Annotated in this window: 13 protein-coding genes and 1 pseudogene; 5 read left to right on the top strand and 9 right to left on the bottom strand. The window is 70.8% G+C overall.

The window, feature by feature from the left end; genetic code table 11:
• Positions 1 to 107 precede the first annotated feature (107 nt).
• The gene (locus ACIBP6_RS06325) at positions 108 to 1,004 is read left to right on the top strand and encodes a LysR family transcriptional regulator (protein WP_397049388.1); all 897 of its coding nucleotides are present in this window, start codon (positions 108 to 110) and stop codon (positions 1,002 to 1,004) included.
• Between the two features lie 78 nt (positions 1,005 to 1,082).
• On the opposite strand, the gene ACIBP6_RS06320 is transcribed toward ACIBP6_RS06325, so the two are convergent.
• The 5 genes from ACIBP6_RS06320 to ACIBP6_RS06300 all read right to left on the bottom strand — a co-directional run bounded on the left by ACIBP6_RS06320 (position 1,083) and on the right by ACIBP6_RS06300 (position 5,008).
• Positions 1,083 to 2,102: a zinc-binding dehydrogenase gene (locus ACIBP6_RS06320; RefSeq protein ID WP_397049386.1), complete on the bottom strand. Its 1,020-nt coding sequence runs from the start codon at positions 2,100 to 2,102 to the stop codon at positions 1,083 to 1,085.
• A gap of 57 nt (positions 2,103 to 2,159) precedes the next feature.
• Complete coding sequence (locus ACIBP6_RS06315; protein ID WP_397049384.1) at positions 2,160 to 2,903, bottom strand: SDR family oxidoreductase; 744 nt, start codon at positions 2,901 to 2,903, stop codon at positions 2,160 to 2,162.
• 110 nt (positions 2,904 to 3,013) lie between these two features.
• Positions 3,014 to 3,787: an SDR family oxidoreductase gene (locus ACIBP6_RS06310; protein ID WP_397049382.1), complete on the bottom strand. Its 774-nt coding sequence runs from the start codon at positions 3,785 to 3,787 to the stop codon at positions 3,014 to 3,016.
• Positions 3,788 to 4,078: 291 nt separating this feature from the next.
• Positions 4,079 to 4,327 (bottom strand): mycothiol transferase, encoded by a 249-nt coding sequence (locus tag ACIBP6_RS06305; protein WP_397049380.1) that lies wholly within the window; start codon positions 4,325 to 4,327, stop codon positions 4,079 to 4,081.
• A 51-nt stretch (positions 4,328 to 4,378) separates the two neighbouring features.
• A complete protein-coding gene (locus ACIBP6_RS06300; protein ID WP_397049378.1) occupies positions 4,379 to 5,008 on the bottom strand; it encodes a GNAT family N-acetyltransferase in 630 nt (209 codons plus the stop codon).
• Between the two features lie 330 nt (positions 5,009 to 5,338).
• Here ACIBP6_RS06300 and ACIBP6_RS06295 point away from each other — a divergent pair.
• Together ACIBP6_RS06295 and ACIBP6_RS06290 are read left to right on the top strand one after the other, a co-directional pair.
• Positions 5,339 to 5,554, top strand: a pseudogene (locus ACIBP6_RS06295) (methyltransferase domain-containing protein); the annotation flags it as partial.
• A gap of 104 nt (positions 5,555 to 5,658) precedes the next feature.
• On the top strand, positions 5,659 to 6,102 hold the full coding sequence (locus ACIBP6_RS06290) for a hypothetical protein (RefSeq protein WP_397051529.1): 444 nt from the start codon (positions 5,659 to 5,661) through the stop codon (positions 6,100 to 6,102).
• A gap of 69 nt (positions 6,103 to 6,171) precedes the next feature.
• Here the strand turns inward: ACIBP6_RS06290 and ACIBP6_RS06285 are convergent, their stop codons facing one another.
• Genes ACIBP6_RS06285 through ACIBP6_RS06275 form a run of 3 tightly spaced genes read right to left on the bottom strand, consistent with a single transcriptional unit; the run spans position 6,172 to position 8,209 of the window.
• Positions 6,172 to 6,978, bottom strand: a complete 807-nt coding sequence (locus ACIBP6_RS06285; RefSeq protein ID WP_397049376.1) for an ABC transporter permease — start codon at positions 6,976 to 6,978, stop codon at positions 6,172 to 6,174.
• Positions 6,975 to 7,856, bottom strand: a complete 882-nt coding sequence (locus ACIBP6_RS06280) for an ABC transporter ATP-binding protein (protein ID WP_397049374.1) — start codon at positions 7,854 to 7,856, stop codon at positions 6,975 to 6,977. The genes ACIBP6_RS06285 and ACIBP6_RS06280 overlap by 4 nt, the downstream gene beginning before the upstream one ends.
• On the bottom strand, positions 7,853 to 8,209 hold the full coding sequence (locus ACIBP6_RS06275; RefSeq protein ID WP_397049372.1) for a hypothetical protein: 357 nt from the start codon (positions 8,207 to 8,209) through the stop codon (positions 7,853 to 7,855). Before ACIBP6_RS06275 ends, ACIBP6_RS06280 begins: the two co-directional genes overlap by 4 nt.
• Positions 8,210 to 8,370: 161 nt before the next feature.
• On the opposite strand from ACIBP6_RS06275, the gene ACIBP6_RS06270 reads away from it, so the two are divergent.
• A complete protein-coding gene (locus ACIBP6_RS06270) occupies positions 8,371 to 9,537 on the top strand; it encodes an ROK family transcriptional regulator (RefSeq protein ID WP_397049370.1) in 1,167 nt (388 codons plus the stop codon).
• A gap of 178 nt (positions 9,538 to 9,715) precedes the next feature.
• The gene (locus ACIBP6_RS06265; RefSeq protein ID WP_397049368.1) at positions 9,716 to 11,755 is read left to right on the top strand and encodes a fibronectin type III domain-containing protein; all 2,040 of its coding nucleotides are present in this window, start codon (positions 9,716 to 9,718) and stop codon (positions 11,753 to 11,755) included.
• A 93-nt stretch (positions 11,756 to 11,848) separates the two neighbouring features.
• On the opposite strand, the gene ACIBP6_RS06260 is transcribed toward ACIBP6_RS06265, so the two are convergent.
• A complete protein-coding gene (locus tag ACIBP6_RS06260) occupies positions 11,849 to 13,966 on the bottom strand; it encodes a hypothetical protein (protein WP_397049366.1) in 2,118 nt (705 codons plus the stop codon).
• Positions 13,967 to 14,172: the final 206 nt, after the last annotated feature.

Here is a 14,172-nt window from a genome sequence, read left to right as displayed (position 1 = left end):
GCAGGAATCAGTTCCGATCCTCCTCGCGTTGCACGAGCTGACTTACGCGATGACGACGATGACGCCGAGGTGGACCGCGGTCCACCGCAGGGAGGAGACGGGAGCCGATGAGCCTTCGTCAGTTCGAGTACGCCCTGGCCGTCGCCGAGCAGGGCTCGGTGACGGCGGCGGCGGAGCTGCTGCACGTCGCTCAACCGTCGGTGTCCCAGCAGATCCGCGGCCTGGAGCGGGAACTCGGCGTGAAACTGTTCGCCCGCACGCCGACCGGACTGGTGCCCACCGTGGTCGGCCGCGCGTTCCTGCGGGAGGCGGAGGTCGCGGTGAGCGCGTCGCGGCGGGCGAGAGCGACGGCGCGAGCCGGTGCCGAGGAGTTGGTGGGCGAGCTGGTGGTCGCGGCGCAGATGGGCTTTGGCACACGGCAGTTGCCTGGCGCGCTGGGCGCGCTGCGTCGTCGCTTCCCGCGGCTGGAGGTCACCGTCTTCGAGGAGCCGAGCTCCGCCGAGCTGGAGCGGCTGTGCCGCCGCGGGGTGCTGGACCTCGCCCTGATGGCGGCGTGCGAGCGGTCCCCCGCCGACGCCCACCACCTCGGCGACGAGGAGTTCGTCGTGGTGCTGGGCGCCGGGCACCGGCAGCTCGCCGCGGACCGGGTCGAGCTGCGCGAACTGGAGGGGGAGCCGTGGGTGAGGTTCGACCGCGAAAGCGCGCTCGACGGCGTGCTGCGGGACGTGCTACGGGACAACGAGCTGACCCCGACCACGGTCGCCCGCGTGTCCCAGACGGCGACGGCCGTGCGCTGGGCCGCTCACGGGCTGGGGGTGACGCTCGTCCCGGCCTCCGCGGTGCCTCCCGGTCACGAGCACCTCGTTCGCCCGGTGTTCCCGGTCGTGTCCCAGCCCGTCATCGCGGTGGTCCGGGCCGCCGCGGGCCCGGCGGAGACGGCCCTGCTCGAACTCCTGCGTCAGGAGACCTGGTACAACACCGCCTCGGTCTCACCGGTGTCCTGACGGCCGAGAAGGGAGTGCCGGGCCGCCGGTGCCGTCGTCTTCGCCCGATGACCCGTTCTCCGACGAGCTGCGGTTCGCCTACCCGGCGAGCCGCACGATGACGTTGCCGCGGTGCACTCCGGCGAGGAGCTCGTCCTGGGCGGTGACGGCGCGCTGGAGGGTGCCTTCGAGGAGCGTGTGCGCGAACCTGATCCGGCCTTCGGCGTACCACTGGGCGTAGTGGGTGTTCCAGGCCTGGACCTGGTCGGGGGTGTGCCTGGTGGTGAAGGGCCGGATCTGCACCTCGCGGACGATCGCGGTCATGATGTCGAGGCGGGGATGTCCGCCGTCGCCTCCGCCGACCTGTCCGGCGAGGGTGCCGCACAGCGCGAAGCGGGCGCCGAACGCCGCGTGCCGGAGCGCTGCTTCGAACGGGGAGCCGCCGATGGTGTCGAAGAAGGCGGTGACCCCGTCGGGGGCGAGCTTGGTGAGCCGGTCGTCGAGGTCCTCGTTGCGGTAGTCGATGGCGGCGTCGAGGCCGAGCTCCTCGACGAGGAAACGGGTCTTTTCGGGTCCGCCGGCGATACCGATGACGTACGCGGCGCCACGCGCCTTGGCGATCTGCGCGGCCATCGACCCGACGCCGCCGGCGGCTCCGCTGACGAGGACGACGTCCCCCTCGCCGACGGCGGCGATGTCGACGATGCCGTGGTAGGCGGGCACGCCCTGGTTGAGCAGGTACTCGGGACCGGGGAAGACGCCGTCGGGCACGGGGAACGCCTCGCCCGGCCCCAGGATGCTCTCCTCGCGCCAGCCCGACATGTGCAGCACGACGGTTCCCACCGGCAGGTCGTCGGCACGTGACTCGACGACCCTGCCGATCGCGGTGCCGTAGATCGGCTCGCCGACCCGGAAGGTGGGCACCGGGATCTGGGTGGTCTCGAACATCAGGTCGCCGCTCGCCGCGATCACCTGCTGGAACAGGTTCCGCACCCGTACCTGGCCGGCGGCCGGCTCCCGCGGGGGAAGCGTGACCACGTCGAGCAGCGAGCTGGGCGGCTGGGCCAGATCCGTACGATGCGCGCGCAGGACGACGGCGGATGGTCCCTGCACGGTCATGATGAAACCTCTCGTTCGGTCGTGGTCGGGCCTGAGCCCATGGACGGCGGGGCCGGCTCAGAGCTGGGTGGCGCCTCCGTCCACGACGAGCTCGGCGCCGGTGGTGTAAGTGGCATCGAAGGCGAGGAATGCGGCCGCCCTGGCGACCTCGTCGGGGGTGCCGAAACGCCGCATGGGATTGTCCGCGGCCCGCTGCGCCTTGAACTGCTCGGCGGCCTCCTCGCTCATCGTGTTCTCCAGAATTCCCGTGTCGATGGGACCGGGGCTGACCGCGTTGACCCGGATTCCGCGCGGAAGCAGCTCGCGGGAGAGGGTGCGGGCCATCGAGCGCAGCGCCGCCTTGCCGGCCGCGTAGACACTGATCTCCGGCATGCCGATGACGTTCGCGATCGAGGTGGTGAGGACGACGCCGGCGCCCGTGCTCAGCAGCGGGGCCAGCTTCTGCACGGTGAAGTAGGCGCCCTTGACGTTGATCGTGAACAGCTCGTCGTACATCTCCTCGGTCGTCGACTCGAAGGGCGTGAGGGGTGCGATGCCGGCGTTGACGAACAGGGCGTCGATCGTGCCGAGTTCGCCCTTCACCTGGTCGGCCAGAGCATCCAGGTCGGGCAGTGAGGCCACATCGCCCCGGACGGCCACCACGTTCTTGCCGAGCCGCTCCCGCGCGGCGTCGAGCGTGGACTGGGAACGACCGCTGATCACCACGCGGGCTCCGCCGTCCACCAGCAGTTTCGCCATCGCGAACCCCATGCCGCTGCCGCCGCCCGTGATCACTACATTCTTGTCGCTGTACTTATCCATGCCAGGACTCTTTCGTTCTTTCAAGATTCGGTGATGTGTGCCGGATTTTCACTTCGGCGCGACTCGATAAGTTCTTCCGGCGAAAATGGCGTTCCGGAACGCGGTCGGCGTCAACCCCTGGGGAATTCGCCGCCGTCCACTGCGAGATTGCTGCCGGTCAGCCAGCTCGCCCGGCCGGACACGAGGAACAGCACCGCGTCGGCGATGTCGTCGGGCTGACCATCACGACCCAGCGGCACGGCGGGGTTGTCCTGGCCCGTCGGCGCCGCGTCCATGCGCGCCCACTGCTCCCGCGTCGCTTCGCCGCCGGGGGTGGCGACTCTGCCGGGACTCACGGTGTTGACCCGGATCCCGAACGGGGCGAGCTCCAAGGCCAGTCCCCGGCTGTAGTTCTCCAGCGCCGCCTTCGCCGCCGTGTAGTGCAGGAACGGTCCTACCGAGGTGGGCACAGCGGCCGAGGAGACGTGCACGATCATCCCCGAACGCCGTTCCCGCATCTCCGGTGTCAGCAGGGAGTCCAGCCGCACCGACGCCAGGTAGTTCAGGTCCAGCGCGTCCTGCCACTCCTCGTCGGGGATGGCCGAGCTGTCCTTGTGCGGTCGTGCCCCACCCGCGTTGTGGACCAGGATGTCCACCCCGCCGAGCGCCTCCCGCGCGGCCGCGGCGAGCGTCTCGGCTCCAGCCCGTGTCCGCACGTCGGCCGCCACGAAGGTGGCTCCCTCCGGTACCGTGCTCTCCGCCGACCTGGCGGTCGTGAGCACCTCGGCGCCCGCGTCCAGGAGCCGGCGCACGACGGCCGCTCCGATTCCGCGAGAACCGCCCGTGACCAGGGCCCGCTTTCCCGCGAGTTCTCCCGTTCCCGATCCGTTTCCGATCGTGGTCATGCCACGGCCCTTTCCGTCGTGTGTTCGTCCGCTCGACGAAAAAGAATCGACGTGCGCACAGCGCGAATCTTCGGAGAAATCGCGGTGAGCACCTCGTCGAGCTCTTTTACGGTACGCCCGGAAAAGAACGAGACACAAAGACGAAATGTCAGCAGACGCCATAGGGAATGCCTATGGCACCTGGCCCCTGCGCCGGTGACCGGCGCAGGAAGCGGGTCGAGGCGACCCTCGGGGACACGCTGGAGAGCCGGACCGGGGACTGATCCACCCGTGCTCCCGGCGGGTGATCTCCTACCCGAGCAGCCGGCTCCAGAGTTCGGCCGGCAGATCGAGGTCGGCTACGTCGATGACGACGCCGCCGAGACGCGGAGCAGCGCCGCACTGCGGGTCGCGAGCGCCGAGGTTCCTACGCCCACCGCGCCGTCGATCCCTTGGCAGCAGGTAGTCGGCGTCGCCGTTGTGCCGGGCGTACTCCTCGATCATGTGCGCCGGCACCCCCCGCAGCGTGACCGTGCCGCGCCAGGGATCCGTACCGGTCACTCGGCTCGGGATGAATCCGGTGCGGGGCGACGGCGAAGCCCGCGGCCTGTGTCACGCGCCCGGCCGGCCGGTGGTCGCGACGGCGAGGCGCTCCCGCAGCCCGGCTTTGACGGCCGGCCATTCCGGGGCGATCACGGAGAACAAGGCCGAGTCCCGCAACAGGCCTTCCTCACCTGGCGCCCACGAGGGCGACCAACTGCGCAGCACGCCCTCGAAGTGCGCGCCGAGGCGCTCGATCGCCCGGCGCGACCGCTGGTTGCGGGCATCGGTCTTGAGGTCTACACGGGTCACGCCCAGCATCTCGAACGCGTGGGTGAACAGGAGCAGCTTCGCCTCGGCGTTGATCGTGGTGCCCTGCGCCGAGGCGGCGAGCCAGGTCCAGCCCACTTCGACGGCGCGCAACTCCGGCCGGCCAGGCCAGACCCGGGGATCCCAGAACGCCGTGCATCCCACCGCCCTCCCGTCCCGCACGCGCACCTGCGCGAAGGGCGTCAGCCCTGGGCGGTCGAGCTGGGCCTGCAGATAGGACCGCACCTCATCGGCACGGGGGACCACGGTGAAGTCGTAGGAGGAGCGGTCCTCTTCGGCCGCCAGTGCCAGATCCGGGGCGTGCCTCATCGCGAGCGGCTCCAGTCGCACGCCGGTTCCGGACAGCACGGGAACGTCGAGCCGAGCGTTCATGAGATCAGTGGCCTTCCTGTGCGAGGACGTGCGGGAGGAGGTCCCGGCGGTCGATGGACGGGGTGCCACGACCGGGCGGCTGCCAGGGCGCAGCAGAGCCCGCCACCTCCCCCGCCACCCCACCAGCGTCAGAATGGCGGATGCTGGCAAGCGTCACAACCGAGAGGCGAATCAGGATGTCCTACGTCGAATGGCGTTCTCTGCGTCAGCACCCCCTCGGTCTCCTGCCCCGGTGAACCTGCGTCGGGCCGCAACGTCCCGGGCCGGGGCATCCGGCCAGAGCGGGAAACGCAGGTGACAGCGGCGTTGCCGCACCGTCAGGATCGGGTCATGTCCCGCGATCTTCGGCTGCGAGCCACCTTCGACCGAGCGGCTGCCACCTACCAAGACGCACGCCCCGACGATCCGGCCGAGCTGTACTCCGATCTGCTCGCGATCACCGGGGTCACGCCACCCGCGCACCTGCTCGATCTCGGATGCGGCCCGGGGAAAGCCACGCTGCCGCTGGCGCGCAGGGGCTTCCGGATCACCGCTGTGGACATCGGCGCCGCCCTCGCGGCCGAGGCCCGGCACCGCCTCGCCGAATTCTCCGACGTCTCCGTCATCACGTCGTCATCGAGCTCGCCTACGCGGCCACGGCGTGGAAGTGGGTGGACTCGCAGGTCAAGTACGCGAAAGCAGCCGGCCTTCTCACCCCGGGCGGCCACTTGGCCGTGTGGAACGCCGACCACGCGATGCCGGCGGATTTCGACCCGTTCTTCACCGAGATCCAGAAGGTCTACGAGGAGATCGGCGAAGGCCACGGCGGCCCGTGGCCTTCGCCACCGCCCGAGGACCAGACCGACCCCGTCGCCGCCGAGTTCGACGCCTCCGGGCACTTCACCGTGGTCGGGACGAGGCTCTATGTAGGGGCATCGCGCTACACAGCTGATGAACACATCGCCCTGCTGGAGACGTTCTCCGGCCACATCGCCATGGAGCCGGCCAAGCGCGAACACCTCTACCAGGAGATACGCCGCCATCTCGCCGCACGCCCGGACGGACGTCTCACCCGTCACTGGTCGGTCGTCCTCACCGTCGGCCGACGCCTGTGACGTGGAAACAGGGAAGCGAGAGACAGAGCCGATCACTGGACACGCCCCTGCCGGCCGACCCTCCGGCTCTCACATGATGTCTCGCCGCAGCGGCGCTGCCACGGCGACGGCAATCGCGATCAGGGCGTAGCAGACCAGTACGGCAGCACCTGCCGGCGCGGACAGCACGTGGGCCGCCGAGGTACCGGTCTGGCTGGCCAGGGCGTCCGCCAGATAGGTGAAGCCGGTCAGTGCGGCAGTGGCTCCGCCCGGGAGATAGGGATAGAGCTCTTTGACGCCCGGGATGAGCATCAGCACGGTCTCGATCATGTAGAAGTAGGCGCCCACAGCGACGAGCGCGGTCACCTGGTTGGGGAGGAGGGCGCCTACGGCGACGCCCAGCAGGGTGTAGACCGCCATGGTCAGGGCGATGCGGGCCAGCAGGGCCGCGACCGTGACGGTCGGCAGGCCGAGCGTGATGCCCTTGAGCACCGCCACACCGAAGAGAGCGCCGCCGGCCACGGTCGCGGCGACAGCGCCGTAGGCGAGCCCGGCCCCGGTGTGGACCGCCAGCTTGGCCGCCAGCCAGGTCCAGCGTCTGGGAGCGAACAACGTCGTGGTGGTGATGGTCCGATGCCGGTACTCCGAGGACACGGCGACGGTGCCGAGCAGCGCGGGGGCGAAGACCGTGCAGCCGAGCAGGCCCAGCAGCACGTGGGTGCCTTGGGCGGTGTCCAGCCCGGGCAGCGGAGGGGTGAAGTTCTCCGGCCCGGCGAGTGCGAGCAGGCCGACGAACGCTCCGCTGCCCAGCGCGGCCAGCAGACCCCACAGCCAGAGCCTGGTGCTGGTCAGGCGCGTCCACTCCGCGGCCAGGAGCGCGGCCGGCGGCGCGATCATCGGGAACCTCCGGTGAGGTGCAGGAATACTTGTTCGAGGGTGGGTTGTTCGCGGGTGATCTCGCGCAGCGTGACACCGTGGGAGGCCGCTGCGGTGGCGACCTGTGCGGTGCTCAGGCCGTGGATGCGCAGGAGATCCGGTTGCGGACGTTCTACCTGGACCCCGCTGGCCGTCAGTTCGGTGGCGAACAGGTCCGCTTGCGCGGAGCGGACCAGCACGGTGGCTGAGCCGTACAGGCCGGTGACGGGCCCGGTGGTGACCAGCCGCCCGTCGCGGATCACCACCACGTGGTCGGCCATGTGCTCGATCTCGCCGAGCGCATGGCTGGAGACGAGGATGGTGCGGCCGTCGGCGGCCAGCTCGCGGAGGAAGGAGCGCAGCCAGGCGATGCCTTCGGGGTCGAGGCCGTTGCTCGGTTCGTCCAGCAGCAGCACTTGGGGATCGCCGAGCAGCGCGGTGGCCAGGCTGAGGCGTTGCCTCATGCCGGTGGACAGGGTGCGCGTGGGGCGGCCGGCGAAGGCCGACACCCCGGTCAGGTCGGCGACCTGCTTGACCCGGGCCGTGCCGTACCGGCCCATGCGGGCGTAGACCCGCAGATGGTCGCGGGCGGTGTGCGCGGGGTGGAAGCCGGCGCTGTCCAGCACGGCTCCGACGGTGGCCGACGGGTGGGGCAGGTCGGCGTAGCGGTCGCCGCCGAACGTGGCGGTGCCGGAGGCCGGCGCGACCAGGCCGAGCATCATCCGCATCGTGGTGCTCTTGCCGGCGCCGTTGGGACCCAGGAATCCTGTCACGCTGCCGGCCTCGACCTCGAAGCTGAGGTCGGTGACGGCGGTGATCGACCCGAAGGCCTTGGTCAGGCCGCGCACCTCGATGTTCATGCCGTCGCCGCGATCAGCCGGCGCTGAAGGTGTTCGGCGTCGGGAACGCTGAGGATCAGCTCGTCGTGGTGCGACGCCCGGCTCTTCAGGACGATCCGCACGCCGCTGACCTGCCGGCGGGCGGCGACCAGACGCTTGACCCCGCGCAGAGACGTCCAGGTGCCGATCTTGATGACGCCGGAGACCAGCAGGCCGTAGCGCACTCCCGTGGCAGCTCCAAGCGGCCGGTCGAGCAGGTCCACCGCGGCGATCTGGGTCAGCGGCACGCTCACGGAGCCGGTCCTGGTGAACAACCGCGTCCACGGGGCGAAGTGGACCGTCAGCGTTTCCCGGTGGATCTGTACCTGCAGCATGATGCGCCCTCCCAAATCGGTCTGTTCTATTAGTTATATATCAGATCGCGCGCAGCTGCCCCTTGCCCGTGACAGCAAGATCCTGATCAGAGCGACAAGTGGCCACCCCACTCCCCAATTCAATTCTTGACAGAATTAATTAATGCTTCTACGTTACGATCATGTTTCAGCCGCCGACGTTCACCCGGGGTTCCATCGGCAGCCCCGCCGAGGCCACCGTGATCACCACCGTCCTCACCCGCGGGCCGATCTCGCGGGTCGACATCGCCCGGATGACCGGGCTGTCGCAGGCCGCGGTGACCAAGGCGGCACGGCCGTTCATCGACGCCGGCTACATCGAGGAGCTGCCCAACCGCGAGCGGGCGGCGACCGGAGCCGGCCGGCCCGCCAGCCCGCTCGCCGTCCGCGCCGACCGGGAGTTCTTCGTCGGCATCAAGATCACCTCTGACGAGCTGATCGGCGTGGTCACCGACCTGCGGGCGCAGATCCTGCACTCCCGGCACCGCGCGCTGGACTCCCACGTGTTCGACCACGTCGCGGCCCAGATCGTCGACCTGGTCGGCGAACTGCTCGGGCAGAACGCCGCCTACCGCGAACGGGCCCACTGCATGGGGGTGGCCCTGTCCGGCGACGTGGACCGGGCCTCGGGCAAGGTCCGCTACTCCCCCTTCATCGGCTGGAACGACGTCGAGCTCGCCGCCCACCTGACCAGGGCGACCGGCCTGATCACCACGCTGGAGAACGACGTCAAAGCCCTGACCGTGGCCGAGCAGTGGTTCGGCGAAGGTGTGGACACGGCGTCGTTCGCGCTCGTCACGGTGGGCGCCGGGATCGGCTGCGGCCTCGTCGTCGGCGGGCGGGTCGTCTCCGGCGCGTACGGCGTGGCCGGCGAGATCGGGCACGTCCCCGTGGCCGGTGGAGGACCGCCGTGCCACTGCGGTGGGCGGGGCTGCGTCGAGGCCATCGCCTCCACCGAGGCCATCGTGGCCGCCTCCCGCCTTGCCGCCGGCCGCGACCTGACCATGGAGGACGCCGTCGCCCTGGCCCGCGGCGGCCACGAGGGCGTCCGCGAGGTCTTCGCCCGTGCCGGGCACGCCATAGGGCTGGGGCTGGCCGCCATGGTCAACCTCGTCGGCCCGGAGCGCGTCGTGGTCTCGGGCGAGGGCGTCGCCAACTACGACCTGTTCGAGGAGCAGATCCGGCAGACCTTCGTGGCGCAGGCGTTCGCCGCGGCCGCGAACTGCCCGCTCACCATCCGGCCCCTGCCCTTCGAGGCATGGGCGCGAGGCGCCGCGGCGGTCGCCGTGCAGACCCTGTTCACCCTCTGACCCCTACGCCCGCCCTGTCTCTTTCCCTCGCGTTGTCCGCCCGCCCGGCCTGTTCGGCCGGCGCAGTGATCACGATCCTCCCGCCGTCGGCACATCGTGCAGGGCACGACCACGTCCTGCCTGAAGGGCTGAACGCCCTCACGACCCGTCACCGCTCGATCCAGCTCAAGGAACCCGAATGCGACACTCCCCACCTGTCCGTGCCCTTCTCACCTTCCTCACCGTGCTGGGCCTGACCGCCACGTTCGCCGTGGTGAACGGCAGTCCCGCCCTCGCGAAGAGCGACTTCTCCGCCCGTCCTTTCATGGGCTGGAGCAGCTGGAGCGTCCAGTCCTCCACCCGTGACGGGTACGGGACGGACTGGCTGACCGAGGCCAACATCCGCCGGGCCGCCGACGCCATGGCGGGCCGCCTCAAGAAGGCCGGCTACCGCTACATCAACATCGACGCCGGGTGGAACGCCACCATGGACTGGGTCTTCGGCTTCGACGGCAACGGGATCCCCGACCCCGACCCGACCAGGTTCCCCCGTGGCATCAAGCCCGTCGCCGACTACGTCCACGGCAAGGGCCTCAAGATCGGCCTGTACGGGGCGGCCGGGCTGGAGAAGACCGTCTACGACCGCAACTCCCCGATCCTCGGCACGGACTGCCGTGCCCAGGACATCGCCGTGCAGCCGCTCACGCCCACCAACATGTGGGGCGGCAACTGGAAGATCGACTACTCGCGGCCGTGCGCGCAGGCCTACATCGACTCCATCGTCGCCCGGATGGCGTCGTGGGGCGTCGACTTCGTCAAGATCGACGGCACCACGGCCGACAACGTCGCCGACATCGAGGCGTGGTCGCGGGCGATCGACCGGGCCGGCCGCACCATGTGGCTGACCGCCAGCGCCTGGCCGGTGCCGCGCGCCGCGGGCGAAGGGCTGAAGCCGCACGCCAACAGCGTCCGCGTGAACACCGACATCGAGTGCTACTGCGACACCGTGTCCAGCTGGACCAGCTCGGTCGACGACCGCTGGAACGACCTGCCGGCCTGGCTCGACGTGGTCGGCCCGAACTACTGGCCGGACCTCGACTCCATGCCGATCGTCAACAACACCGGCACGGGCCTCCAGGACGGCATCAACGACGTGGAACGGCAGAGCGTGATGACGTTCTGGTCCATGGCGTCCTCTCCCCTGTACGTCGGCGGCGACCTGGCCAACCTGGACGCCAAGGCCGTCTCCATCCTCACCAACCCCGAGGTGATCGCCGTCGACCAGGCCGGACGCATCCCGAGCCGGGTGACCGGCGGCACCCTGCAGACCTGGAAGAAGCAGCTCGACGACGGCAGCCTCGCGGTGGCCGTCTACAACCTGGGCGACTCACCGGCCGACATCACCGTGCGCTGGGCCGACCTCGGCATCGTCGGCCCGGCGAAGGTGCGTGACCTGGTCGCCCGCCGCGACCTCGGCAAGTCCACCGGAAGCTGGCAGGCCACCGCCATCCCGGCGCACGGCTCCCGGCTGGTCAGGATCACGCCCAAGGCCGTCCTGCCGCCGGACACCGCCGCCCCCACCGCGCCGGCCGACGTGCGGGCGACCGACGTCACCGCCACCGACGTCACGCTGTCCTGGAGCCCCTCGACCGACAACGTGGGCGTCACCGCCTACGACGTCTACCAGGACGGCACCGTCAAGGCGAGCCTCACCGGCACCACCGCGGCCATGACCGGTCTGAACCCCGGCACGTCCTACTCGTTCGAGGTCCGGGCCAGAGACGCGGCGGGGAACATCTCATCGCCGTCGGCGGCCGTCCCCGTGACGACCACCCCGGCCGCCCCCGGCACCAGCTACGAGGCCGAGTCCGGCACGCTGAGCGGCCGGGCACGCGTGGCGTCTTGCACGGCGTGCTCCGGCGGCCAGAAGGTCGGCGACCTCTACCAGGGCGGCGCGCTGACACTGGGTGACGTCACCGTGCCCGCGGCGGGGACGTACCTGCTGATCATCAGCTATATCGCGGGAGACCCCACCCGCGGCGTGTCCCTGACCGTCAACGACGGACCGGCCACCAGCCTGTCCTTCCCCTCCACCGGAAGCTGGGACACCCCCGGCGACCTGACCACCACCGTCACCCTGCGCGCCGGCGCCAACACCCTCACCTTCGACAGCGGCACCGGCTACAGCCCCGACTTCGACACGTTCACCCTGAGCCCCGTCTCCAGCCCCACGAGCTGAGCGCGGACGTGCACGACGGCCCGGCGCGATCGCGCCGGGCCGTCGCCATGGAGGCCGAGCGTCCTCGACGGTGCGGCGCGACCTCCGCCCTCCTCAGTCCGGCGTGAGGTTGAGTGCGGTGGTGACGTGCAGGTTCCAGCTGAGGCCGGGCGGCGCGAGCTGGTGGTCGATCCAGGCGATCGCCGGGTCGCCCTCGGCGTTGACGGTCATGGCCAGCCTGTTTCCGAAGCCGCCTCTGTTCCTGGACACCGGGATGCTCTCGCAACGATTGCCGGTGCAGACGGCGAGCATGAGCCGTTGGTGCTCACGGCTCTCGAACGCCACCACCGGCCGCCCCGCGCGGTCCAGGACCAGCGCCGGGACCGCGTGGTGCTCGTCTCCGGCGCCCAGCAGCCGCACGTCGGCTCGGGCGCAGTCAGGGGTGCGGCAGTCGAGCAGTTTGTTCGCCTGGTCGCGCAGGTCCCGGTAAGCGATGACGGGGCGGCCGTCGGGGCGTACGGCCATGGACAGGCCGAACGTCCAGGGCAGGTCGTAGGGATTCGACGGGACGGGGGGCACGGGCTTCACGCGCGGCTGCCGGCAGGCGACGTCAAGGCAGGAGATCACCTGGATCTGGCCGTTGACGGGGTCGTACCGGGCGGCGACCGGACGCTCCCCCGGGCCGACGGCGACGGCCAGATTGTGATCGGTGGCGGAGTACGCGGTCGCGTCCAGACGGGCGACCTGCCTGCGCTCCGGGCGGGCGCAGCTCGTGTCCGCGCAGAAGACGAAGGACACGAGGTCGTGGGTCGGCTGGTCACCGCCCGCCGGGTCTTTCTCGGCGTAGGCCACGACCAGGCCGCCACCCCGCCGTACGGCCAGCGCCACCCCCACCGTCTCCGGCCGCGAGCGCGTCGTCGCGACGGTCCCACTGCCGCGCACGCACCGGGTCGCCTCGCAGGTGAGCAGTTCGAGCCCGCCGGCGGTCCAGGTGGTCAGCGCGAGCCGCCCGTCGGGCAGTCGTGTGCCGGCCGCGCCCGCCTCCCATCGGGTGCCGGCGTCCCGCGGCTCGGCCCACTCGAAACTCGTCCTCCGGCACGAGGGGTCGGCGCATGCCAGCAGGCTGGAACGGTCCTGGAAGCCGTCCATCACCACGATCAGGTGTGCGCCGCGCCCGGTGTGCAGGGATTGCAGGTCGAAGGGGCGCAGCTCCGGGCCGCGGTCGCGGGAGGAGGCGGAGAACTCCCGCGGCGTCCAGGATTCCGTCACGTTCGTCTCGGCGATCTCCGGCCACCCGAACGGGTTGACCAGCACAACCCCGCTGAACAGCAGTCCGGGCAGCAGCGCCGCCGGCAGGAGTCCGGGCGTGACCGGGCGCGGCGGCGAGGCGTCGGGCAGGCCGTGCGCCAGGTCCGAGTCGTCCACCTCGGTGCGCCACGCCATGCAGTGGAGGAACTGGCGCGCGACCACGGCGGCCTGGAAGGGCGTCATGGACAGCGCCAGCAGGGTTCCGGCCAGGCCCCATCCGAGGGTCGTGAGCGGGCCGGGGAGCAGGCGGAGCCCCGCATCCAGAGCCCACGTCGCCGCGACAGGAACGAGTACGACCCCGAAGGCCAGCGTCGACGCGGCCGGCAGCAAGCGCAGCCGCGTCAGGCAATAAGCGCGGTGGATCGAGCCCAGCCCCGAACAGCCGTGCAGCACGATGGCGGGCACGGCCAGCAGGCCCGGCATGGCCATGCACGCGGCCACCGCCGGCACCACAACGGCCGGCCACTGCTCGTCGGTCGCCATGAGCACGCCGGCCCTCGCGGCCCAGGTCGCCCCCGCCGCCAACGCGGCCACCAGGAGCAGGACCAGCAGCGAGGGCAGCCGTCGCACCGTCGCCCGCAGCGCCTCGACGGGCGAAACCTGCCGATCGACCAGATGACCCGCGGCGATGATCACTGTCGCGGGGAACACCAGGAGGCTCCCGGCGAGCACGACCGCCGCGGGCACCAGCGTCCAGGTCAGCAGCGCGACGTCGGACGTCCCGATCACCTGGAACCGCTGGTCGACCAGCGCCGCGGACCCACCGGCCGTCAGCATCAGCGCCGCAAAGGACAGCGTGACCAGCGGCACGTGCACCAGCACGCCCGGCAACGCCGGCCGCACCAGGTTCCGTCCGGCGTCAAGAGAACTCCGGAACGGCACTCCATGTTCGCGTAGCCGTTCGACGTGCTCCATCGTGGTCACTCGTCGGTTCGCCTCCTGATTGCGGGACATGGCCTGGCTCGGCGGCCGGCCTCCACCGCGCCGTGTGCAGGGGCCCAGGCATGGAGGCCTCCGGAGGGACAGGGGTGTGGCCAGGAGCCTAGATTCCGCGCTGTGCCGCGAATGAGGCCGAAGACCTCATCGGCATCGGATCGAACCCACGGCTGGGTGCGTGCCGTACTCCGACG

Source organism: Nonomuraea terrae (assembly GCF_044465245.1).
GTDB classification, from domain to species: domain Bacteria; phylum Actinomycetota; class Actinomycetes; order Streptosporangiales; family Streptosporangiaceae; genus Nonomuraea; species Nonomuraea terrae.
The sequence above is the reverse complement of the archived record's forward strand: the minus strand, read 5'-3'. Positions and strand labels throughout refer to the sequence as shown.